Raw genomic sequence first — 22,464 nt, 5'->3', positions numbered from 1 at the left:
ACGGCGAGCGCGGCCGCCGCCGAGACGGCGAGGTTCAGTGCGAAGGGGGCCCAGTTCACGGGGCACCTGCGGAGTCGGACCCATCGGACCCATTGGCCGCATTGGTCGTGTCGGCCGTCAGGAGGAACTGGTGGACGTCCAGGTAGCCCGAGGCGAAGCCGGCCTCGCAGTAGGCCAGGTAGAAGGTCCACATCCGCCGGAACGTCTCGTCGAAGCCCAGCGCCGCCACGCGGTCGGCCCGCTCGGCGAAGCGCTCCCGCCAGAGCCGGAGCGTCTGCGCGTAGTGGGCCCCGTACCCCTCGCACCGGGTCACCCGCAGTCCGGTGTGGCGGCGGGCCATCTCCTCCACCACCCGTACCGACGGCAGCATCCCGCCGGGGAAGATGTACTTGTGGATCCAGGTGTACGTGTCCCTCGTGGCCAGCATCCGCTCGTGCGGCATGGTGATGGCCTGGAGCGCGACCCGCCCGCCCGGGGCCAGCAGCCGGTCCAGCGTCGCGAAGTACACCGGCCAGTACTCGGCGCCGACCGCCTCGATCATTTCCACGCTCACGATGGCGTCGTAACTGCCCTCGGCCTCCCGGTAGTCGCACAGACGCACCTCGACGAGGTCGGTGAGCCCGGCGGCCCCGATCCGGCGCAGCGCCAGCTCCCGCTGCTCCCGCGACAGCGTCAGGGTGACCACCCGGGCTCCGCGCCGGGCGGCCAGGATCGCCAGTTCGCCCCAGCCCGTGCCGATCTCCAGCAGCCGGGTGCCGGGCCCCACGGCGGCCAGGTCCAGCAGCATGTCGATCTTGCGGTGCTGGGCCGCGGCGAGCTGGTCCGGCCCGGCCGGCAGGGCCCGGAACACCGCCGAGGAGTAGGTCATCGTGGGGTCGAGGAACTCCGCGAAGAGCTCGTTCGACAGGTCGTAGTGGCGTCGGATGTTGGTCCGGGAGCCGTCCGGGGTGTTGCGGTCGGCCGCCGGATGCCGGGCCTGCCACAGTCCGCGCAGCCGCTGGAGCGGGGCCGGGACCAGGGCCGTCACGTGCCCGGCGAGGACCGTCAGGACGGCGACCGGATCCCGGGCGTCCCACTCCCCGGCCAAGTAGGACTCGCCGAAGCCGATCAGGCCCTCGGCCGCGATCCGGCGTTCGAAGGCATCCGGGTCGTACACCGCCATCGCCGGGCCGCCCCGCCCCAGGGTCCCCTCGGGGCCCATCCGGACCTGGAGCGGCAGCCGGTCCAGGGCCCGGCGGATCAGCAGCCGCCCGACGGCGGCCCTGGTCCGGGAGCAGGGCGGTACGGCCGGAGCGGCCAGGGGGGCCTCGCCGGTCCGGCGGGCGGCACCGGTGCCGTGGGCGCCGTTGGTCCCGTTGGTCCCGTTGGTCCCGTTGGTCCCGTTGGTCGTGGTCGTCACTTCAGGCCCTCCTGGGGGACGTGTCGGGGGCGCGGGCGCACCGGCAGCCCGCGCAGCCACAGCCGGACGCCGTGGAACCGGATGCCGACCGTGACGGCGGCCGTGGACCAGGGGTGACGCAGCGCGGCGCGCAGCACCCCGAGGGCGCCGGCGGGACGGCGCTCGCCGCGGACGGTCGCGGTCAGGCGGGCGCCGTCGGTTCCGCCGGCCAGCCGGACGGCGAGCGCGAGGTGTTCGCCCGGCTCGGGCAGTCGCATCCGGTACTCGCCCTCCACCGCGAGGAAGGGCGAGACGTAGAACTCCTTGGGGGTGACGCAGACGCTCTCCGGGGCGAGCAGGTAGCAGTGCCGCTCGCCGTAGGTGTTGTGCACCTCGGCGACCACGTGGCGCAGGACGCCGTCCGGGCCGTGGCACCAGTACACGCTCAGCGGGTTGAAGACGTGGCCCAGGACGCGGGCGTGCGCGAGCATCGACACCCGGGAGCCGGGCGGCAGTCCGGCGCCGCGCGCGGCGAGGAACCCGTCCAGGGCGGCCCGGAGGGACGGCGCGCCGCCCCCGAAGTGGTCCCGCGGGTCGAAACGGGCGAGCAGTCCCAACGGTCTGGGCAGGCGGGGGAGTTCGTCGAGGTCCACCAGCCACAGGTACGTGCGGTGGCGGAGCCGGTAGTGGCTCCCGCCCGACCGGACGTGGCGGATCTCGGCCTCGTACAGGCAGGGCGTCGTGGCAGGCGCCGCCCTGGGCGTTGTCCCGGGTGCCACCCCGTGCACCGCCACGGGGTGGCGTGGCGGCTTCACCACTCCACCCCCAGCGCCGCGGCCGCCGCCACGCCCGACCGGCAGCCGTCCTCGTGGAAACCCCACCCGTGGTACGCGCCGGCGAAGGCCGTCACCGGCCCCGACAGGGCCGGCAGCAGCCGCTGCGCCGCCACCGACTCCACGGTGTGGACGGGGTGTTCGTACTCCATCTCGGCCAGCACCAGCTCCGGCCGCACCCGGTCGTCGGCGTTCAACGTGACCACGTACGGCTCCGGCCCGTCCAGCCCCTGCAGCCGGTTCATGTCGTAGCTGACCCGTACGTGCGCGTCGTCCGGCCGGCAGCCCGACAGCCGGTAGTTCCAGCACCCCCGGGCCCCCGCGGCGCGCGGCAGCACCGAGGTGTCCGTGTGCAGCACGGTCCGGTTGCGGGAGTAGCCGAAGGCGCCGAGCGCGGTGCGCTCCGCCTCCGTCGGATCGGCCAGCAGCTCCAGCGCCTGGTCGGCGTGGACGGCGACGACCACCGAGTCGTAGAGGGCCGTGGCCCCGCCCGCGGTGGTGACCGCCACGCCTCGCGGGGTGCGCGCGATCGCCCGTACCGGCGCGGCCGCGTACACGGTGTCCAGGCGGTCGCGGACCCGCTCCACGTAGCGCGCCGAGCCGCCCTCGACCGTACGCCAGCGCGGGGAACCCCCGACCGACAGCAGTCCGTGGTGCTCCAGGAACCGGAACAGGTACCGGGCCGGGTGCCCCAGCGCCGCGTCCGGCGGACACGACCACACCGAGGCCACCAGCGGGATCGCGAAGTGCGCGGTGAAGTAGGCCCCGAAGCGGCCCCGCTCCAGGAACTCGGCCAAGGTCCACTCGTACGGGGCTTCGTACGGGGCTTCGTGCGGTGCCCCGTGGGGTGCTTCGCGCGAGGCCAGCAGCCGCCGCGCCTGCCGGTGGAACAGCGGGATCCGCGCCAGCATCCGCAGGTAGGCCGGGTTCACGGCGGAGCGTGGCCGGGCGAACAGTCCGCGCGGCCCCCGCGCCCCCGCGTACTCCAGCCCGCACCCCTCGCAGTGGACCGACAGGCTCATCGTCGTCGGGCGGGTGGCCACCCCCAACTCGCCGAACAGCCGCGACAGGTTCGGGTAGGTGCGGTCGTTGTGGACGATGAACCCCGAATCCACCGCCCGCACCACCCCGTCCGGGCCCTTCAGCTCGTGGGTGTGGGCGTGCCCGCCCAGCCGGTCGGCCGCCTCGTACAGGGTCACCTCGTGGGAGCGGGCCAGCACGTAGGCCGCCGTCAGCCCCGAAACACCCCCGCCGACCACGGCCGTGCGCGGGCGTCCCCCACCCCGCGCCGGGTCCTGCTCCCGACCTCGTCCGGTCATCGTGTTCCTCCCTCCGTCACCGGTACTTCGGAGCCGAGGGGGGTCTTGGATGTGCCGTTCGGCGGAATCCCGCATCCGATGCGGCGCGCCCGGGGGAATCGATGGGGGGACCATGAAGAGCGCACGGTCGGGGCGGGAGGAGCGGAGACAGCCATGACGGGCGAGAACTGCCTGGTCACCGGGGCCACCGGCTACATCGGCGGTCGCCTGGTACCCGAACTCCTGGACGCCGGACACCACGTCCGGTGCCTCGCCCGCGACCCCGGGAAACTGCGCGACCACGCATGGGCCGGGCGCGCCGAGGTGGTCCGCGGCGACGTCACCGACCCGCGGAGCCTGGCGGCCGCGATGGCCGGCATCGACGTCGCCTACTACCTCGTGCACGCCCTCGGCACCGGATCAGGCTTCGAGGAACGCGACCGCGCGGCCGCCCGCACCTTCGCGGAACAGGCCCACGCCGCCGGAGTGCGCCGCATCGTCTACCTCGGCGGTCTCACCCCCGCCGACATCCCCGTCCGGGAGCTCTCCCCGCACCTGCGCTCCCGCGCCGAAGTCGGCGAGATCTTCCTCGCGGGCCCCGTCCCGGCGACCGTCCTGCGCGCCGCCGTCGTCATCGGCTCCGGCTCGGCCTCATTCGAGATGCTGCGCTACCTGACGGAGCGGCTGCCCGTCATGGTCACCCCGAGCTGGGTCGGCACCCGCTGCCAGCCCATCGCCGTCCGCGACGTCCTGCGCTACCTCGTCGGCAGCGCGGGCATGGCGCCCGAGGTCGACCGGGCCTTCGACATCGGCGGTCCCGACGTGCTCACGTACGAGCAGATGATGCGCCGCTACGCGGCCGTCGCGGGGCTGCCCACGCGCCTCATCCTGCGGGTTCCGATGCTGACCCCGAGGCTGTCCAGCCACTGGATCGGCCTCGTCACCCCGGTACCGCGCGCGCTGGCCCGGCCGCTCGCCGAATCCCTGCGCCACGAGGTGGTCTGCGCCGAGCACGACATCGCCGTCCACGTCCCCGACCCGCCGGGCACGCCCATCGGCTTCGACGAGGCCCTCGGGCTGGCGCTCCAGCGGATCCGAGAGGCCCGGGTCACCACCCGCTGGTCCTCGGCCGCGCTGCCCGGCGCCCCGAGCGACCCGCTGCCCACCGACCCCGACTGGGCGGGCGGCAGCCTCTACACCGACCGGCGGGAGCGGGCCGTCGACGCCTCGCCCGAGGCGCTGTGGCGGGTGGTGGAGGGGATCGGCGGGGAGAACGGCTGGTACTCCTTCCCTCTGGCCTGGGCCCTACGGGGCTGGCTGGACCGGCTCGTCGGCGGAGTCGGGATCCGCCGCGGCCGCCGCGACGCGGCCCGGCTGCGGGTGGGGGACTCCCTCGACTTCTGGCGGGTCGAGGAGATCGTCCCCGGCCGTCTGCTGCGACTGCGCGCGGAGATGCGGCTGCCCGGCCTGGCCTGGCTCGAACTCCACGCCGACGCGCCGCCGCCGGGCGCAGCCGGCCCCACCCGCTACCGGCAGCGGGCGCTGTTCCACCCGCACGGACTGCTCGGCCACCTGTACTGGTGGAGCGTGTCCCCCTTCCACGCCGTGGTCTTCGGCGGCATGGCCCGCAACATCGCCCGGGCGGCGGGGCGCCTGGAGCAGCGGGACCGCGAGCAGCGGGACCGGCGGGTCCCGGACGGGGCCTGAACAGCGGTGCCACCGCATCCGGCGGGCGGGCCCGCGCCGAAGTACCTCATGACAGGCCCCTCCCCGCCCCACCCACCCCACGCGGAGCCAACCCCATGAGCCTTGCGGTGGTCCTCTACACCTCCGACCTGCGGTTGCACGACCATCCACCGCTGCGCGCCGCCCTGTCCTCCTCGGGGCAGGTGGTCCCGCTCTTCGTCCGCGACCCCGCGATCGGCGCGCCGCCCAACCGGCTCTCCTTCCTCGCGGACTGCCTCGCCGACCTCGATTCGGGGCTGCGGGCCCGCGGCGGCCGCCTGGTCGTCCGTTCGGGGGACGTCGTGGCCGAGACCGTCTCCCTCGTGCGGGAGACCGACGCCGACGAGGTGCACATGGCGGGCGGCGTCAGCGCGTACGCGCACGCCCGCGAAGACCGGTTGCGCGCGGCCCTCGAAGCCGAGGGCCGGCGGCTCTACGTCCACGACTCCGTGATCACCGCCGTGGCCCCCGGGGCCGTGCTTCCCGCCGGATCCGACCACTTCGCCGTCTTCACCCCGTACCACCGCCGCTGGGCACAGATGCCGCTGCGCGCCGCCGCCCCCGCGCCCCGCGGCAGCGTCCGGGTTCCCGACGCCGTCCGCTCCGATCCGCTGCCGGAGCGTGCCGCCGTCACCGGCACCTCCCCGGGGCTGGCCCGCGGCGGCGAGGGCGAGGCCCGCAGGCTGTTCGCCCGCTGGCTGCGCTCCGGCCTCGACCGGTACCCGCAGACCCACGACGACCTGTCGGGCGACGCCACCTCCCGGCTCTCCCCGCACCTGCACTTCGGCACGCTCTCGCCCACCGAGGCCGTCCACCGGGCCCGCGCCGCCGGGGGCCCCGGCGCGGAGGACTTCGTACGGCAGCTGTGCTGGCGCGACTTCCACCACCAGGTGCTCGCCGCCCGGCCGGCGGCCGCCACCCGGGACTACCGTGCGCGCGGGGACGGCTGGCGCACCGGCCCCGCCGCCGAGGAGGAGATCCAGGCGTGGAAGGAGGGCCGGACCGGCTACCCGGTGGTCGACGCCGCCATGCGCCAACTGGCCCACGAGGGCTGGATGCACAACCGCGGCCGGCTCCTGACGGCGAGCTTCCTCGCCAAGACCCTGTACGTGGACTGGCGCGTCGGCGCCCGCCACTTCATGGACCTGCTCGTCGACGGGGACCTCGCCAACAACCAGCTGAACTGGCAGTGGGTGGCGGGCACGGGTACCGACACCCGCCCCAACCGGGTCCTCAACCCGGTCCGCCAGGGAATGCGTTACGACCCCACCGGCGGCTACGTGCACCGCTGGGTCCCCGAGCTCGCCGGGCTCCCCGCGCCGCGCGTGCACGAGCCGTGGCGGCTGCCCGGACTGGAGCGGGCCCGCTACGACTACCCCGACCCGCTGGTCGAACTCGCCGACGGGCTCGACCGCTTCCGCCGCGGCCGCGAAGAAGGCGCCGGGTGACGGCCCGCGGCCCGGCCGCCCCGTACGGTGGAGCGGTGGAGTCCGAACCCCCGCAGCCACCCCCCGCCGCGCTGGGCACCGGCGCCGTCGCCCGGCACCTGGGGGTCTCGCCGACCACGCTGCGCTCGTGGGAGCGCCGCTACGCCATCGGCCCGGCCCGCCGCGAGGACGGCCGCCACCGGCGCTGGACCCCCGGGGACATCGCCCGCCTGGAACTGATGTGCCGCCTCACCGCCCGGGGCGTACCCCCGTCCGAGGCGGCCCGGGTGGCCCGGACCACGGGCCCGGGGGCCTTCGCCGGTCCGCTGGAAGAGGCATCCGCAGGGGCATCGCAGGGGGCAGCGGAAGGGGCGGCAGCGGGAACCCCGGGCGGTCCCCGCGCGCTGCGCCTCGGGGACGTCCGGCCGGAGTGCAGGGGGCTCGCCAGGGCCGCCGTACGACTGGACGCGCAGGCGGTGGAGGAACTGCTCGCCGCCGTCCTCGCGGAGCTGGGCCTGATCACCGCGTGGGAGGAGGTCATCGCGCCGACCCTGCACGCGGTGGGCCGCAAGTGGGCCTCGGCGGGGGAGCGTTACGTCGAGGTGGAGCACCTGCTGTCCTGGTACGTCTCCTCGGCGCTGCGCCGGATCCGCCCCGCCCCCCAGCCACTGCCCGCGCCTCCCGTGCTCCTGGCCTGCGCGCCGGGGGAGCAGCACAGCCTGCCCATGGAGGCGTTGGCCGCGGCCCTCGGCGAACGGGCGCTGCCGGTGCGGATGTTCGGAGCGGACCTGCCCGCGGACGCCCTGCGCGAGGCGGTACGGCGGACGGGCCCGCGCGCCGTCGTCCTTTGGGCGCAGTCCCGTACGACCGCCGACGCCGCCCTGGTCAGATCGCTCGGCGGCATCGAGTGGGGCCAGCGCGGCGCCCGCGGGCACTCGGCGCTGCTGCTCGCCGGGCCGGGCTGGGGTCCCGGATCCGTCGCCCCCGCCGCAGCGCTGCCGCCCCCGTCCGCGCGCACCGAGCGGCTTTTCGGGCTCCGATCGGGGCTGGCGGTCATCGAGTCGGTTGCGGCAGGGCGGGTTCCAGCGATTGCCGCAGGACGTGCAGCGCCCGCCGCATATGGCTCTTGACGGTGCCGAGGGGCAGTCCGGTGCGGTCCGCGATCTGCGACTGGGTCAGGTCCGCGTAGAAGGCCAGGCGCAGCACCCGCTGCTGAGCCGACGGCAGCCGGGCCAGTTCGCCGAGCACCAGCACCCGTTCCACCGCCCGCTCGGGCCCCGGTTCCGGCTGCGGCCGGGCCCGGTCGCAGAGCAGGGCGGCGGCCTCGGCAAGCCGGGCCCGCCGGGTCCGTGCCGCCAGGGCGTCGGCCACCTTGTGCCGGGTGATGCCGGTCAGCCAGGCCCCGAAGCCGCCCGGCCCGGGTCGGTAGCCGCCGCGGCCCCGCCAGGCGGCGAGGAAGACCTGCTGGGTGACGTCCTCGGCCTCGCGCTCGTCGCCGAGCGCCCGGCGGGCGAGCGCGTGCACCAGGGGCCGCCAGCGCCGGTACACCGCTTCCACGCAGTCCTCGTAGCCCGCGACGAACCCTGCCGCGACGCGCGCGTCGTCCTCGCGGTCCTGGCAGCCCTCGCGGTCCTCGCGGTCCCGGCAGTGATCGTGGTCCACGTCGTCCGTGCCGGCCCGGCCGGCCTCGTCGTCCATGCCCCGAGCCTCGCGAGCACGGTTCCCCGGGCCAACTTGCATCGTTTGCGCATCGAATTGCCGTGCATCGCGCCGGCGCCCGCCCGTGCGTCCTGTGACGTCGGCCCGCCGCAGGGATTAGGGTCCTGAGCGTGAGTGATCTGCTGCTGGTGAGGCACGGCGAGACCGCGTGGAGCGTGAACGGGCGGCACACGGGACGCACCGACGTCCCGCTGACCGCGCACGGGGTGGAGGAGGCGATCTCGCTCGCCCCCTTCTTCCGGGACCGCCGGCCGGCCCTGGTGCTGACCAGCCCGCTGCGCCGGGCCGCCGCCACGGCGAACCTCGCAGGGCTGTCCGGAGGCATCGCCGACCCCGATCTGTACGAGTGGGACTACGGCGGCTACGAGGGCGTCACCACCGCCGAGATCCTGCGCGAACGCCCCGACTGGTCGCTGTGGACCGACGGGGTCCCGCCCGGCGACGCCGAGCACCCGGGCGAGAACGCGGCCCAGGTCGGCGCCCGCGCGGACCGGGTACTGGCCCGGGTGGCCGACGTACTGAGCGCGGACGGGGGCAATGTCGTCCTGGTGGCCCACGCACATCTGCTGCGCGTGCTGACCGCCCGCTACCTCGGACTGCCGCCCGAGGCCGGTCGCCTCTTCCTGCTCCGCACGGGCACCTTCAGCGTGCTGTCCAGGGAACACGGCCTCCCGGTCGTCGCCGGCTGGAACACCAGCCCCTGACGCCCGGCCCCTGAGCCCGATCCCTGAAGCCCGGCTTCCGGCGCCGAGCCCCCGGCTGCCCACCTCGCGCGCCGACCGGGTCTGAGTGACGATGCGTACATGGCCCACCAAGACGCGGGCGGCGGTACGGGAATCCCGGAAACGGACCCGGACGCGAGGCTCCAGGCCAACGCGATCGGATTCCTCGACGCGCTCGTCATCGGATTGAACTCGACCTCGCCCGCCTACTCCCTGGCCGCGGTCATCGGTCCGATCGTCGCGCTCGCCGGGATCTACGCGCCCGGCGTCATGCTGGCCTCCTTCGTCCCGATGCTGCTGATTGCCGCCGCCTTCTACTACCTCAACAAGGTCGACCAGGACTGCGGAACCACCTTCTCGTGGGTGACGCGGGCCATGGGCCCCTGGGCCGGCTGGCTCGGCGGCTGGGCCATCGCGATGACCGGCGTCCTCGTCATCGGCTCGCTCGCCGACGTGGCCGTCCACTTCGGGCTGCTCGCCGCCGGCCTCGACGGCTGGGCGGCGAACGAGACGATCCGCCAGGGCCTGACCGTCGTGGTGATCCTGGCCATGACGGCCGTCTGCGTCATCGGTACCGAGATGTCCGCCCGGCTCCAGGACGTCCTGATCCTCGCGCAGGTCTTCTTCCTGCTGGTCTTCGCGGTGGTCGCCATCTACCGGGTCTACGCGGGCACCAGCACCCTCGGCGGGATCAGACCCTCGGTGGACTGGCTCAACCCCTTCGGCGCGGGCGGCGCCGCCCTGACCGGCGGACTGCTGCTCGGCGTCTTCATCTACTGGGGCTGGGAATCCGCGGTCAACCTCACCGAGGAGGTCGAGGACTCCGCCACCGCTCCGGGCAAGGCCGGCATCTGGTCCACCGTGGTGCTCCTGGTGACCTACCTGTCCGTCGGCTACGCGGTCGTCGCCTACGCGGGCACGAAGTTCCTCTCCGAGAACGCGGGCGAGGAGGAGGCCGTCTTCGCCGTCCTCGCGCACGAGGTCATGGGCGGCTGGGACTGGATGGTCCTGCTCGCCGTCTGCACGTCCGCCCTCGCCTCCACCCAGACCACGATCATCCCCGCCTCCCGCACCGCCCTGTCCATGGCCCGCCGGCACGCGCTGCCGCCGCACCTCTCGCACATCCACCCGCGCTTCCACACCCCGGACGTGAGCACCTGGTGGGTGGCCGCCATCGCCATCGGCTGGTACCTCGTCGTCAACCAGATCAGCGAGAACGCCCTCCTGGACTCCCTGACGGCCCTCTCCCTGCTCATTTCCTTCTACTACGCGCTCACCGGCGTGGCCTGCGCCGTCTACTACCGCCGCCACCTGCTGGAGAGCGTGCACAACTTCCTGCTGATCGGCCTCGGCCCGGTCGTCGGCTCCGGCCTGCTGGCCTGGCTGCTGGTGAAGTCGGTGGCCAGCATGTCGAACCCTCAGAACTCCGCGAGCGGGGTCTCCTGGTTCGGGCTGGGACCGCCCCTGGTCATCGGGATCGGTATCGCCGTCGTGGGCGTGCTGGTCATGTGCTTCTGGCGGATCCGCGACGGCCGCTTCTGGCAGGAGCGGCGCGGCGTGGCCGACCCGGAACTCGTCCGCGGATTCAAGAAGCCCTGAGGAGCCCCGATGTCCGTAGTCCTCGGGTACGACGAGTCGCCCGGCGCGGAGCGCGCCCTGCGCGTGGCGCTGGAGGTGGCCACCGCCTTCGGCGAGCCCCTCGTCCTCGTCTACGGGGCGGCCGCCCCGGGCGCCACCGGTGAGGAGTACCGCGCGCACCGCGAAGCCGTCCGCGAGGCGGGCCGCAGCGCGCTCTCCCGCGCGGTGGAGGCCGCCGACGAGGCCGGGGTCCCTTCCACGGTCGAAGTGATGGACGAGAAACCGGCCCAGGCACTGCTCGACGCCGCGGAACGCCACCAGGCCCGGGTGATCATCGTGGGCAGCTGGGGGGACAGCCCGATCCGCGGCGCCCTCCTCGGTTCCACCCCGCACAAGCTCCTGCACCTCTCCCCGGTGCCGGTGCTCTGCGTCCCGACGGAGAGCGCCTCGTACCCCTAGGGGGTGTCTGACAATTCCCCGTGGCGTCGCGGCGTCCGGGCAACTTTCGTTGCACGTCCCGGGCCGATCGTTACTACTGCGCGCCGTTGCCGCTCCTCGAAGCTGGCCATGTGTATGACCTGCGAAAAGACCAAGCAAGCCTGGACGACACCGACCGGCCGCCCTCCGCGGTGCACCGAGGCGGGCGCAGGAAGGCGCCGGTGCTCTTCAAGGTCCTCGCGGCCGTGGCCGCCCTGGGCCTGCTCCTGCTCGGTGTGCTCAGCACCCCGGACCGTGCGCTGACCCGCTCGTCGGAGGTGATCGGGGAGCGGGAGATGGTCCGCATCAGCGGACCGAACGGCAAGACGGCCGATGTGCTCGCAATGATCGACACGGGTGCCTCCGCTTCCTCGATGGACACGGCGCTCGCCAAGGACCTCGGCTTCGACCTCGCCAAGGCCCCCCGGGTCACGGTCGGTTCAGCCCTCGGCCGCGAGGAACGCCCCGTGGTCGACTCCACGATGCACCTCGCCGGCCGGACGTTCACGGCCAAGACCAACGTCAACAACCGGTCCAAGCGCGAGACCCCGGTCCTCCTCGGCCGCCAGGACGTCCAGGGACTCCACGTGGCCGTGGGCAAGCGGCTGCTGACCCAGCCCGACGCGGCCACCGCGCCCTCCGCCCTGCGGATCCTGTTCACCAAGGCACCGGCGATCGACCCCGTCTCGATGATGGCGCTGCTGCCCCTGGCGGCCCTCCTGATCGTCCTGTTCCGCGTCGTCGTCGGACTCAACACCCTGGGCACCTTCAGCCCGGTCCTGCTGGCCCTCGCGTACGCGCAGTCCGGGCTGCTCCTGGGCGTGCCGCTGACCCTGGTGATGTTCGCCTTCGGCTTCTCGATGCAGCCGTTGCTGCGCCGGCTGCACCTGCCGCGCGTCGCCCGTCTCGGGGTGCTGATCGCCGTGGTCACCTCGGGCCTGATCGCCGCTCAGCTCACCCTGGGAGGCTTCGGGCTCTCCGACGCCTGGGGAATGTCCCTCCCGGTCGTCGTCACCGCGATCATCACCGAGCGGCTGTGGGAGCAGTGGGACCTCGACGGCATCCGGTCCGCCGCCGTCGGCGCCGCGCTGACCATGGGCACCGCCGTAGTCGTGGCGCTGCTCCTGCTCACCCCGCACGTGCGCCACCTCGCCGAGGCCGTACCGTTGCAGCTGGCACTGGTCTGCGCCGTGTGGACGGCGATCGTCGGAACCTACCGCGGTCTGCGGCTGAGCGAACTCTTCAGATTCGCACCGGCGGCCAAGGCCCAGGACGTCGCCTCGTGAAGCACTTCCGCGGCTGGGATCCGGTGATGGGCATGAACCTGCGCAACGCCCGGATCTCCGAACACAATCCGTCGGCCGCCATCCGGCTGGTCAACGACAAGTACGCCACCAAGGAGGTGCTGGAGTCCGTCGGCGCGCCCACCTCACCGACGCTGGCCCTGCTGCGCTCCCGCCGAGAGATCGCCGCGCTGGACTGGGACGCCCTGCCCGACTGCTGGGCGCTGAAGCCGAACCAGAGCCTGGGCGGCAACGGCATCCTGCTCGCCTTCGGCAGACGGCGCAGGCAATGGCACTCCTCCTCCGGCAAGCGCATCCCGCGGGCGGTGGTCGCCGAGCAGCTGCGCCGCATCCTGGACGGGGAGTTCTCCCCGCGCCCCACCGACTGGGCGATGTTCGAACCACTGATCCGGGCCCATCCGGACCTCGAGCGCCTCTCCCACCAGGGGCTCCCCGACATCCGGGTGATCTGCCACGGCGACCGGCCGCAACTGGCGATGCTGCGCCTGCCCACCCGCTTCAGCGGCGGCCGGGCCAACCTGCACCAGAAGGCCATCGGCGCCGCCGTCGACCTGGACACCGGCCGGATCACCCACGCCCTCGTCGGAAAGGAGCCGACCGAGACCCACCCCGACACCGGCGAACACCTGATCGGCAGGGCCGTGCCGCACTGGCCGCAGGTGCTCGACGCGGCACGCCGGTGCGCGAGTGCGACGGGCCTTCGCTACCTGGGCGCGGACATCGTCGTCGACGCCGACCGCGGGCCGCTCATCCTCGAGGTCAACGCCCGCCCTGGGCTCCAGATCCAGAACGTCACCGGGCACGGCCTGATGACGGCAACCACCCCCAACCCCAACCCCTTGAGGAGGCACTGATGCGCTGGACCGCGCTGGTGGCCAAGATCGTCGTCGCCGGGGCAGCCGGCGCGTTCCTGGCGGTGAGCGCCGCCGGGGCCCCGCCGCCGCGGCAGGCGCCCGGGCCCGAAGGAGCGGGCGAGACGCCGGCCGGTCGGCACCAGCCCACGCAAGGGCCGTCCGCCAGCCCCTCCGGGCGCTGACCCCTGGCGCTGCCCCCGGGCCCTGACCCGGGGTGCCGCCCCCCCGGGGGTGCTCCGCCCGCCTGTCCCACCTGAGGTCAACGGCCGGGTGCGAGCCCGGCGCCGTGGGCCAGGACGGCCGCCTGGACCCGGTTGGCGCAGCCGAGTTTGGTGAGCATCCGGCTCACATACGCCTTGATCGTGCCTTCTCCGAGGTGCAGTTGCTTGCCGATCTCCGCGTTGGACGCGCCGGTGGCCACCATGGCGAGCACTTCGAGTTCGCGGCCGGTGAGTTCGGCGATCAGGCCGAGCCGCGGGTCCGCCGGACCTTCGGGGGCGCCGAGGTACTGGTCGATGAGGTGCCGGGTGATCTGCGGGGACACGACCGGCGCACCGCCCGCGACCGTGCGGACGGCCTGGATGAGCTCCTGAGGGGTGCTGTCCTTGAGCAGGAACCCCGCCGCCCCGGCCCTCAACGCCCGCTCCACGTAGGCGTGCTCGCCGAAGGTGGTCAGCATGAGGACGCGGACCGAAGGGGCCCGCGCGGCGATCCGCTCCGCCGCGTCGAGGCCGTCGGTGCCCGGCATCTGGATGTCGAGCATCGCGACGTCGACCTGGTGCTCGACGGCCAGGCGCAGCGCCTCGTGCCCGTCCGAGGCCTCCGCCACCACCTCGATGTCGCCGGCGTGTTTGAGGACCAGTCTGATTCCGGCTCGGACCAGCTCCTGGTCGTCGGCAAGGAGAACGCGTATCACGGCAGGAACCTCGTGGTCTGTGGGGTCTGTGGGGTCGGTCGGAGCGAGACGGGCGGCCCGGCGTCCCCGTGGCGTGCGGCGTCCTCACGTGAGACGCCGCTCTGTTCGGGCTCCGGCGGCCCGTCCTCCGCCGGGTAGGGGACGAAGGCGAGGGTGACGAACTGCAGGGCGACGGCGCCCACGACCCCGAGTCCCATGGTCGCGGCCGTCGCGGTCCGGTTCAGCCAGGTCCGTGCGGCCGCCGTCAGCGCTTCCCGGCCCTGGGACACGGGCGGTTGCGGGAGCGCCGGGCCGCCGTCCAGGGGGATGCGGGCGCCGACGGCGAAGCCGCCGTCGGAGGTGGGTCCGGCCAGCAGCGAGCCGCCGAGCAGGCGGACCCGTTCGTCCAGGCCCACCAGCCCGAGGTCGCTGCCGGGCAGCCTGCGCACCGAACGGCCCTCGGGCTCGGGGCCGTTGCGGACTTCGACCCGAACGTGCCCGGAGCCGCTGCGCACCGACACCCCTACGGCCGCCCCCGCGGCGTGCTTGTGGACGTTGGTCAGGGCCTCGCGGATCACCCTGTGCACCGCGCGCCGGGTGGAAGGCGCCGCGCCGGTCAGGTCCCGGCCGGTCCACTCCAGCGTCACGGCGACTCCGGCCGCCCGGGACTCCTCGACCAGCGCGGCGACGTCCGCCCGGGTGCCCGTCGCGGCGGTCAGCGGCTCCGGCGTGCCCGTAGCCGGACCTTCGGCACGCAGCACTCCGAGCACTCCGCGCAGCTCGTGCATCGCCTGCCGCACGGTGCTGTGCACCAGCACCGCGCTGCGATGGACCTCCGGATCCTCCGCCTCACTGGCCAGTTCCAGCCCGCCGGAGTGCAGGGCGACGAGGCTCAGCCGGTGACCGAGCAGGTCGTGCATCTCGCCGGCGATCCGGGACCGCTCCCGCGACCTGGCCTGTTCCTCGGCCGAGCGCTGCGCCCGCTCCAGGTAGGCGTTGCGCTCCCGGAGCGCCTGGACCAGTCGCTCGCGCTGGCCCGCCAGCGCGCCGGCCAGACCGGGCAGGACCCCGCACACGATGCCGGAGACGAGCGCGACCATGACCTCGTACTCCAGCACCGCCGCCGGTTCCCCGGCCGAGACCACCGCGGTGACGGCCACCGGCAGTGCCAGGCAGACGGCCGCCAGCGCGATCCGGCTGCGGATGCCGGACCAGCGCAGCCCGGCCGTGCAGGACACCACGGCCAGGGCTGCGCTCGTCACCGGTTCGACCGCCACCAGGGCCGCGGCGCACACCACCGCGACCGCGGGCAGCCGCCGGCGGATCAGCACCGTCCCCACCGCGCAGCCGGCCGCGGCGAACCGACCCGCCGGGCCGAGCAGCGCGCCGCCGAGTCCCCAGCTGTCGTCCCACTCGGAGAAGAGCAGGACGGCCAGAGCCGTCACGCAGATCAGGGCGAGATCGGTGAGCCACTGGAAGAGGCGGTGCGACATCCTCCTTCCCCTCGTCCGTCCCGTTCTCAGGCGGTGGCGGGCACGGCGGGCTGGGACTGGGTGGAGCAGTGGATGCCGCCGCCTCCGGAGGCGATGTTGTCGATGTTGAGCTGGATGATGTCGCGGCCGGGGTACTGGGCCTGCAGGATCGTGTAGGCCATGCCGTCGGCGAAGACGTCGCCGAACTGGGGAACGAGGACGGCCCCGTTCACGGTGTAGTAGTTGGTGTAGCTGGACAGGAAGTCCTTGCCCCTGCCGCGGATCCGGCGGCGGTTGGGTCCGGGGAGTTCGGTGATGGCCAGCGGGCGGCCCTGGGCGTCGGTGGCGCCCTGCAGGATCCGCCGGGTCTCTTCGTAGACGGCGACCCACTTGCTGTCGGCGTCGGGTCCGGGCTGGTCCAGGATGACCCGGCCGGGCGAGGTGAAGCGGGCCAGGCAGTCGATGTGGCAGTCCGTGATGTCCTGGCCCGCCAGGCCGGGGACCCAGATGACCTTGTCGATCCCGAGCGAGGACTTCAGCGATTCCTCGACCTGCGCCTGGGTCTTGCCCGGGTTGCGGTTCTCGTTCACGAGCGAGCTGACGGTGGCCAGCAGGGTGCCCTGCCCGTCGGTCTCCAGGGAACCGCCCTCGCCCACGAACTGGGCCTGGACGCGGTTGACCCCGTACTGGGTGAGGAGGGCCGCCGCGGCCGCGGCGTCGTTCGCGAAGGGCTGGTAGTACGAGGTGCCGGTCTTGCCCCAGCCGTTGAAGTTCGTGTCCACTCCGGCGATGGCGCCGGGGCCGACGAGGAACGTCGGGCCGAAGTCACGTATCCACAGGTCGTCGTTGGGGATCTCGAGGACCTCGATGGGGTGAACGGCGCCGCCGCCGCAGGCGTACCTGGCATCGGCGGCCTGCCCGGGGCGGGCGATCATCACGACGGGCTCGAAGCGCGAGATCGCGTACGCGACGTCGGCGATGTCCCGGCGCACCCCGGAGAGCCGGCCGGCCCAGACCGAGGACAGTGCCGGCCAGGCCATGAAGGTGCGGGTGTGGGGGCCGCTCTCGTCGGGCATCCGCAGCACGGCCGCGGAGGCGGTGTCCGCCGCGTGCGCCGGCGCGGACAGGACCGAGCCGGCCGCCATCAGGGGCAGAGCCGCCGCACCGGCTTGGAGCAGGGTTCGACGGGACGGAACGGGCTGGGCCATGGGACTCCCTTGTGAGGGTGGGGGATGGCGATGTGCCCGCATCCTCTCCCTAACTGAAAATTCAGTCAATCCTTTGGACTGAGGGATTCCCCTTGTCTTCCGCGCCGTGCCGCGCCGTGCGTGGCGTGCCGACCCGGGCGGCCGGCCGAGGTGTGTCCCGATGTCGGCCCGTTGGTCCCCTGTGGTCGAAGATCGCGGCTCTCAACTGTGCCAATGGTCCAGTGTTGCGGAGCTCGGTTGAGCCATTGCCCCTGCAGGTGCTTATCTGTGTCGTATCCATGTACTTACGGCGCCGCGCAGCGCCGGACGGCAACGAGGCCGGATCCGGAGCGCGGCGCCTTCGCCGTGCCCGTACGCCGCCCACCACCCCCGGGCGGCCGCCGGGCCGGCGCGCACCACTGCAAGGGGGGCGGCACACCGCCGTGAAGAGGATGTTCGTGGCTCCGGACCCGGGGCGTGCAAGGCTCAGGAACTCGACCCGGGCCGTCGTCGGCGTCTCGCTCGCCGTGGCGGTGGCCGAACTGTGCGGGCTCTCGCTCGTCGCGTCGATCACCGGGGGACTGGCGGCTCTGCTCGTGCTCTTCACGGTGCTCGACTCGACCGTGCGCGCCCAGCAGGTGACCACCGCCCTGCTGCCGGTCGCCGGCTTCCCGGTGCTGACGCTCGCCACCACCCTGCACGGAGTCCCGCTCGCCCGCGACGCCGCCTTCCTCGCGGTGGTCTTCGCCGGGGTCTACGCCCGCCGCTTCGGCCCGCGCGGACACGCCCTGGGGATCTTCGGATTCATGATGTTCTTCGTCACCCAGTTCCTGCACGCGCAGCCCGCCCAGCTCCCCGAGCTGTACGCCGCCGTCGGGCTGGCGCTGCTGTCCGCCGGATCCGTCCGCTTCCTGTTCTGGCCCATCGAGCGCCGCACCCCGCCCGCCGCCGCGCCGCCCGGACTGCCCGGCACGGGGCTGGCCCGGCCCACCACCCGGCAGGCCTTCCAGGCCACCGCCGCCTGCGCCTTCGCGCTCGGCATCGGCCAGGTGCTGTCCGAGGACCGCTGGTACTGGGCCGTCGGCACCGCCTGGTGGATCTTCGTCAACACCGCCTCCCGGGGCGAGACCCTGGTCCGGGGCTTCCGCCGGGTCCTCGGCACGGTCGTCGGCATCGCCGCCGGACTGCTGATCGCGGTACCGCTGCACGGGGCCCCCGTACCCACGGCCGCACTGGTCGCCGTATGCGTCTTCGGGATCTTCTACACGGCCGCCCCGTCGTACTCCTGGATGATGTTCTTCGTCACCGTCATGGCGGGACTGCTCTACGGGCTCCTCGGCGTGCTCCATCCCGGCCTGCTGATCCTGCGCTTCGAGGAGACCGCCGTCGGCGCCCTCGGCGCCGCGCTCGCCGTCGTGCTCCTGCTGCCCGTCACCACGCACGCCGCCAACGACGCCTGGATCCAGCGCGCCCTGCACTGCGTACGGGCCTCCACCGCGGCCTCCCTCGACCGGCTCGCGGGGGACCCCGACGCCGATCCGGCCCCGCACGCCGCCGAGCTCGAACTCCTGCTGGCCCGGGTACGGATGGCACTCGCGCCCCTTGTCCACCCGCTGAGCCCGCTGCGCGCCCGCAAGGCACGGGCCCGACAGGTCCTCGGACTGCTCGACGACTGCGCCCGCGAGGTGCGCGGACTGGTGGCGGTCGCCGCCGACCCGCAGGCCTCGCACGATGCCCGGCTCGCCGCCGCCTGCTGGCGCGTGGAGGCGGCCGTGGAGATGCTGACCGCCCCGCACGGGGCCTCGGAACCGGCTGCCGCGCCCCTGCCGCGCCCGCACGGGGCGGAGCCGGCCCTGGCTCATCTGCACGGCCTGGAAAATGCGCTGGTCGCCCTGCACGTACCGCTGCGGACCCACCCGCGGGCCCCGCTGGTCATCAGCGCCTGATCAAGCGGAATTTCCGCGGATGGTACGCCGCACCATGCCGTGGCTGCAGGCCGATGGATGAAGATCACTCGGAGGAGTGTTCCGGGCGCTCCTCTCCCGCGGCGCTGACCTGCGACGTGTACAACGGGTGATTGTTCATTGCACATTCATCCGCCATGGCCGAATCGGTGCCGTGCAGGGTGGATCTGGTCGGACAGGGGGTAACCGCCCGGAATGGAAATACTTCAACAGCGCTCCACCACCGCTCAGGTGTGGGAAGCGGCCGAGGAGTTCATCCGTCTGTTCCACAGGGAGAACCCGGACGCCGGTGATCCGCGGGCGCGGCTCGCCGCCGTGCGGGCCGAACTCGCGGAGACGGGCACGTACCGGCACACTCCCGAGGAACTCGTGCACGGCGCCCGGGTGGCCTGGCGCAACAGCAACCGCTGCATAGGCAGGCTGTACTGGAACTCGCTGCGCGTCCGCGACCGCCGCGAGCTCACCGACGCCGACGCGATCGCCGCCGAGTGCTTCGAGCACCTGCGCGAGGCGACCAACGGCGGCCGGGTCCGGCCCACCATCACCGTTTTCGCCCCCGACGCTCCGGACCGCCCCGGCCCGTTGATCTGGAGCGAGCAGCTGATCCGGTACGCCGGCTACGGGGACCACCACTCCATAACCGTCGGCGACGCCCGCAACGCTCCGTTCACCAGCGCACTGCTCGCCCTCGGCTGGCCCCGCGGCCCCGGCACCCCCTTCGACCTCCTCCCGCTGGTCGTCCAGGGCGTCGACGACAAACCCCGCTGGTTCGACGTCCCCGCCGACGCCGTGCTGGAGGTGCCCATCGAGCACCCCGACGGAGCGCAGGGCGGCGACGGCTGGACGGACTGGGGCCTGCGCTGGCACGCGATACCCGCCATTTCCAACATGTGCCTGGAGATCGGCGGCATCCACTATCCGGCCGCCCCCTTCAACGGCTGGTACATGGGCACCGAGATCGGAGCCCGCAACCTCGCCGACGGCGACCGCTACAACCTCCTGCCCGCCGTCGCCCGCCGCATGGGCCTCGACACCGCCAGCGACCGCTCGCTCTGGAAGGACCGGGCGCTCGTCGAGCTCAACCGGGCGGTGCTGCACTCCTTCGACCGGGCCAAGGTCACCATCGCCGACCACCACACCGAGTCCCGGCGATTCCTGACCCACATGGAGAAGGAGGAGCGCAAGGGGCGGGACGTGGGCGCGGACTGGTCCTGGATCGTGCCGCCGATCTCCGGCTCGGCGACCCCCGTCTTCCACCGGACGTACGAGGACCGGCCGAGCTCGACCGCGTACGTCCATCATCCCGGCGCGCAGGAACGGGCCCAGGGGCGGGACTTGGTCTAGACCCTTCTGTTAACGTCGCTCCCAGGGGGCACCTCCCAGCGGTAGCTGGGGGAGGATCCGAAAGCAGCCGAGAGGGGTCTCCCGTGGGCGACGCGGACAGTGGTGTGGGCGGTACGGACGGTACGGTCCCGGGCGGCGGACACCGGGCCTGGATCGGCTCGTTCACCTCGGGGGGCGGCCGCGGCATCACCACCGCGACCGTGGATCCGGTCACCGGGGCGCTGACCGCGCTCTCGGCGACCAAGGCCGTCGCGGACCCCTCGTACCTCGCCCACGACCGCGGCACCGACGTGCTCTACGCGGTGAGCGAGACCGAGCGCGGTGCGGTGGGCGCCTTCCGGCCCACCGCCGAGGGGCTGAGCGCCCTCGGCACGGCGGTCCGCGTCGGCGGCTCCGGCCCCACCCACCTCAGTGTGGCCGGGCGCCGGCTCCTGACGGCCAACTACACCTCCGGCAGCGTCAGCAGCCTGCCGCTCGCCACCGACGGCTCCATCGGCGGCGCCGGCGGCCCTTCCGTGCTCGCGCACCACGGCTCCGGCCCCGACGCCGGCCGACAGGAGGGTCCGCACGCCCACCAGGTGCTGCCCGACCCCAGCGGCCGCTGGGTGCTCAGCGTGGACCTCGGCACCGACTCGGTACGGGTCTGCGTGCTCGACCCGGCCACCGGGGCGCTGCGCCTCCACGCCGAGATCGCGCTGCGCGCCGGGACCGGCCCCCGGCACCTCGCCTTCCACCCCTCCGGCGAGGTGGTCTACGTACTGCACGAGCTGGATCCGCAGCTGACCGTCTGCCGCTGGAACGCCGCGTCGGGCGAACTGGAACCGGTCGCCGAGGTTCCGGTGGCCCCCAAGGCCGCTCCAGGGGCTCCGGAGGCCTATCCCTCGGCGATCGTGGCCTCGCCCGACGGCCGTTTCGTGTGGGCGGCCGTCCGCGGCGCCGACACCATCGCCACCTTCTCGCTCGCCGCCGGCGCCGAGAAGCCGCAGCTCACGGGCTCGGTGCCGTGCGGGGGGAAGTGGCCGCGCGACCTCGCCGCCGACCCTTCGGGCAGCAGGCTGTACGCGGCCAACGAGCGCTCCGGGGACGTCACCTGGTTCGACGTGGACCCGCTGACCGGCCTGCCGCGCCGGGCCGGTTCGCTGGCGGTGCCCGCCGCCACCTGCGTGGTCTTCGGCTGAGTCCGCGCCCGCGGCCCCGGCGGAACCCGTACGTACGAGAGCCCGTGCCCCTGGAATCCGGGGCACGGGCTCTCGTACGTACGGCATGAGCGGGAGGGGTCAGTGGGAGGCGGCGCCCTGCGGGATGCCGAGGGTCGCGGAGTACTGGGCGACGGCCAGCTTGCCGAGCGCCGGGTACGCGCCGAGCACCTCGGCGGCGCTGCAGTCGGCCTCCTTGCAGGCGGTGTCGAGGAGCCCCTCGGCGGCCTCCGGGCCGATCAGGTAGGGGGCCAGCGCGAGCTGGGTCGAACCCTCGCGGCGCAGCTGGTCGGCGATCGCGGCCACCGAGCCCTCCTCGTCCAGCGCGGCGGCCATCACCGGCACCGCGAGGCGGGCGGCCAGCAGCATGCCCGTGATCCCGGCGGCCCTGACGGCCTCCTCGCCACCCGTGGTGACCAGGACGATGCCGTCGGCGGCCGTGGTGACGCTGAAGAGCCTGGCGCGGTCGGCGCGGGCCAGCCCCGCCTCGGAGAGCCGCACGTGCAGGGCCTCGGCCAGCAGCGGGTGCGGACCGAGCGGGTCGGCCAGCTCCGCGGCGGCGGAGGAATCCATCAGCGCCTGGCGCACGCGCCGCAGCAGGTCCCCGTCGGGACCGGCCAGCAGGGGCACGACCACGGCGTCGGGGCCGGTCGGGGCGGGTACCTCGTGCCCGGCGGCGCGGGCGAACTCCGCGCGCGCGGAGCGGTCCTGCGCGACGGCGGTCAGCACGCCCGACAGGGACGGGAACTCGGTCGAGTCGTCGCCGTCGAGAAAGCCGACGCGGGCATCCAGACCGGGCAGCTCGGAGCGACCGATGCTGACGATCTCTTCCGCGAGCCCCCGGGAGGAGGCCGAAGGGGCACCGGGCACGGCGAGCACCAGCGCGGGCGCGCCCTCGGGCGCCACCGCGGGCTCGGGCCGGCGGTGCCGCCCGGTCTGGCGGGGTCGCGGCATTCGTACAGGCAGGCCATTTGCGGGCCCAGTGGGGGAGCTCATGGCGCCGCATGCTACTGGCTTATCGGAACCGGGTGTTCGGGCAGGGCCTTCTAGGGCGGCATCTGTCCGTATTTATCCGTGGAATGTCATATACG

The 22,464-nt window shown here is 73.7% G+C and carries 20 protein-coding genes; 12 read left to right on the top strand and 8 right to left on the bottom strand.

Annotation, left to right across the window (positions count from 1 at the left end):
• Nucleotides 1-55: 55 nt before the first annotated feature.
• The 3 genes from AC3IYJ_RS05835 to AC3IYJ_RS05825 are packed head-to-tail and all read right to left on the bottom strand — an operon-like array spanning nt 56 to nt 3,530.
• The gene (locus AC3IYJ_RS05835; RefSeq protein ID WP_489400278.1) at nt 56-1,399 is read right to left on the bottom strand and encodes a class I SAM-dependent methyltransferase; all 1,344 of its coding nucleotides are present in this window, start codon (nt 1,397-1,399) and stop codon (nt 56-58) included.
• The gene (locus AC3IYJ_RS05830; RefSeq protein WP_489402702.1) at nt 1,396-2,157 is read right to left on the bottom strand and encodes a DUF1365 domain-containing protein; all 762 of its coding nucleotides are present in this window, start codon (nt 2,155-2,157) and stop codon (nt 1,396-1,398) included. The genes AC3IYJ_RS05835 and AC3IYJ_RS05830 overlap by 4 nt, the downstream gene beginning before the upstream one ends.
• Before the next feature lie 32 nt (nt 2,158-2,189).
• Nucleotides 2,190-3,530 carry an NAD(P)/FAD-dependent oxidoreductase gene (locus AC3IYJ_RS05825; RefSeq protein ID WP_489400277.1) on the bottom strand — a complete coding sequence of 447 codons (1,341 nt, stop codon included), beginning with the start codon at nt 3,528-3,530 and terminating at the stop codon, nt 2,190-2,192.
• 153 nt (nt 3,531-3,683) lie between these two features.
• Here AC3IYJ_RS05825 and AC3IYJ_RS05820 point away from each other — a divergent pair, with 153 nt between their 5' ends.
• From AC3IYJ_RS05820 to AC3IYJ_RS05810, 3 genes are all read left to right on the top strand, one after another.
• Nucleotides 3,684-5,216, top strand: coding sequence for an SDR family oxidoreductase (locus AC3IYJ_RS05820; RefSeq protein WP_489400276.1), 1,533 nt, complete (start codon nt 3,684-3,686; stop codon nt 5,214-5,216).
• Between the two features lie 95 nt (nt 5,217-5,311).
• The gene (locus AC3IYJ_RS05815) at nt 5,312-6,682 is read left to right on the top strand and encodes a cryptochrome/photolyase family protein (protein WP_489400275.1); all 1,371 of its coding nucleotides are present in this window, start codon (nt 5,312-5,314) and stop codon (nt 6,680-6,682) included.
• Between the two features lie 35 nt (nt 6,683-6,717).
• Nucleotides 6,718-7,791, top strand: coding sequence for a MerR family transcriptional regulator (locus AC3IYJ_RS05810; RefSeq protein WP_489400274.1), 1,074 nt, complete (start codon nt 6,718-6,720; stop codon nt 7,789-7,791).
• Here the strand turns inward: AC3IYJ_RS05810 and AC3IYJ_RS05805 are convergent.
• Nucleotides 7,715-8,359 (bottom strand): RNA polymerase sigma factor, encoded by a 645-nt coding sequence (locus AC3IYJ_RS05805; protein WP_489400273.1) that lies wholly within the window; start codon nt 8,357-8,359, stop codon nt 7,715-7,717. The genes AC3IYJ_RS05810 and AC3IYJ_RS05805 overlap by 77 nt on opposite strands.
• Before the next feature lie 131 nt (nt 8,360-8,490).
• On the opposite strand from AC3IYJ_RS05805, the gene AC3IYJ_RS05800 reads away from it, so the two are divergent.
• From AC3IYJ_RS05800 to AC3IYJ_RS05775, 6 genes are all read left to right on the top strand, one after another.
• Complete coding sequence (locus tag AC3IYJ_RS05800) at nt 8,491-9,084, top strand: histidine phosphatase family protein (RefSeq protein ID WP_489400272.1); 594 nt, start codon at nt 8,491-8,493, stop codon at nt 9,082-9,084.
• Between the two features lie 99 nt (nt 9,085-9,183).
• Nucleotides 9,184-10,701 carry an APC family permease gene (locus AC3IYJ_RS05795; protein WP_489400271.1) on the top strand — a complete coding sequence of 506 codons (1,518 nt, stop codon included), beginning with the start codon at nt 9,184-9,186 and terminating at the stop codon, nt 10,699-10,701.
• A gap of 9 nt (nt 10,702-10,710) precedes the next feature.
• A complete protein-coding gene (locus AC3IYJ_RS05790) occupies nt 10,711-11,139 on the top strand; it encodes a universal stress protein (RefSeq protein WP_489400270.1) in 429 nt (142 codons plus the stop codon).
• Between the two features lie 200 nt (nt 11,140-11,339).
• On the top strand, nt 11,340-12,443 hold the full coding sequence (locus AC3IYJ_RS05785) for a 7TM domain-containing protein (RefSeq protein ID WP_489400269.1): 1,104 nt from the start codon (nt 11,340-11,342) through the stop codon (nt 12,441-12,443).
• On the top strand, nt 12,440-13,315 hold the full coding sequence (locus AC3IYJ_RS05780) for a sugar-transfer associated ATP-grasp domain-containing protein (protein ID WP_489400268.1): 876 nt from the start codon (nt 12,440-12,442) through the stop codon (nt 13,313-13,315). Before AC3IYJ_RS05785 ends, AC3IYJ_RS05780 begins: the two co-directional genes overlap by 4 nt.
• Nucleotides 13,315-13,497 carry a hypothetical protein gene (locus AC3IYJ_RS05775; RefSeq protein WP_489400267.1) on the top strand — a complete coding sequence of 61 codons (183 nt, stop codon included), beginning with the start codon at nt 13,315-13,317 and terminating at the stop codon, nt 13,495-13,497. The genes AC3IYJ_RS05780 and AC3IYJ_RS05775 overlap by 1 nt, the downstream gene beginning before the upstream one ends.
• A 77-nt stretch (nt 13,498-13,574) precedes the next feature.
• Here the strand turns inward: AC3IYJ_RS05775 and AC3IYJ_RS05770 are convergent, their stop codons facing one another.
• From AC3IYJ_RS05770 to AC3IYJ_RS05760, 3 genes are read right to left on the bottom strand one after another with little or no spacing between them, the layout of a single operon-like run.
• On the bottom strand, nt 13,575-14,231 hold the full coding sequence (locus AC3IYJ_RS05770) for a response regulator (protein ID WP_489400266.1): 657 nt from the start codon (nt 14,229-14,231) through the stop codon (nt 13,575-13,577).
• Nucleotides 14,228-15,703: a sensor histidine kinase gene (locus AC3IYJ_RS05765; RefSeq protein ID WP_489400265.1), complete on the bottom strand. Its 1,476-nt coding sequence runs from the start codon at nt 15,701-15,703 to the stop codon at nt 14,228-14,230. The genes AC3IYJ_RS05770 and AC3IYJ_RS05765 overlap by 4 nt, the downstream gene beginning before the upstream one ends.
• 26 nt (nt 15,704-15,729) lie before the next feature.
• Nucleotides 15,730-16,890: an agmatine deiminase family protein gene (locus AC3IYJ_RS05760; RefSeq protein ID WP_489400264.1), complete on the bottom strand. Its 1,161-nt coding sequence runs from the start codon at nt 16,888-16,890 to the stop codon at nt 15,730-15,732.
• A gap of 431 nt (nt 16,891-17,321) precedes the next feature.
• On the opposite strand from AC3IYJ_RS05760, the gene AC3IYJ_RS05755 reads away from it, so the two are divergent.
• The 3 genes from AC3IYJ_RS05755 (at nt 17,322) to AC3IYJ_RS05745 (ending at nt 21,355) form a co-directional block, all read left to right on the top strand.
• Entirely contained in the window at nt 17,322-18,815 is a 1,494-nt protein-coding gene (locus AC3IYJ_RS05755; RefSeq protein WP_489402701.1) for an FUSC family protein, read from the top strand.
• 213 nt (nt 18,816-19,028) lie between these two features.
• Complete coding sequence (locus tag AC3IYJ_RS05750; protein WP_489400263.1) at nt 19,029-20,177, top strand: nitric oxide synthase oxygenase; 1,149 nt, start codon at nt 19,029-19,031, stop codon at nt 20,175-20,177.
• A gap of 83 nt (nt 20,178-20,260) precedes the next feature.
• On the top strand, nt 20,261-21,355 hold the full coding sequence (locus tag AC3IYJ_RS05745) for a lactonase family protein (RefSeq protein WP_489400262.1): 1,095 nt from the start codon (nt 20,261-20,263) through the stop codon (nt 21,353-21,355).
• 99 nt (nt 21,356-21,454) lie between these two features.
• Here the strand turns inward: AC3IYJ_RS05745 and AC3IYJ_RS05740 are convergent, their stop codons facing one another.
• Entirely contained in the window at nt 21,455-22,369 is a 915-nt protein-coding gene (locus AC3IYJ_RS05740; protein ID WP_489400261.1) for a sirohydrochlorin chelatase, read from the bottom strand.
• Between the last annotated feature and the right edge of the window lie 95 nt (nt 22,370-22,464).

The organism is Streptomyces sp. GL_140 (assembly GCF_057834465.1).
This window is presented reverse-complemented; position numbering and strand designations above follow the sequence as displayed.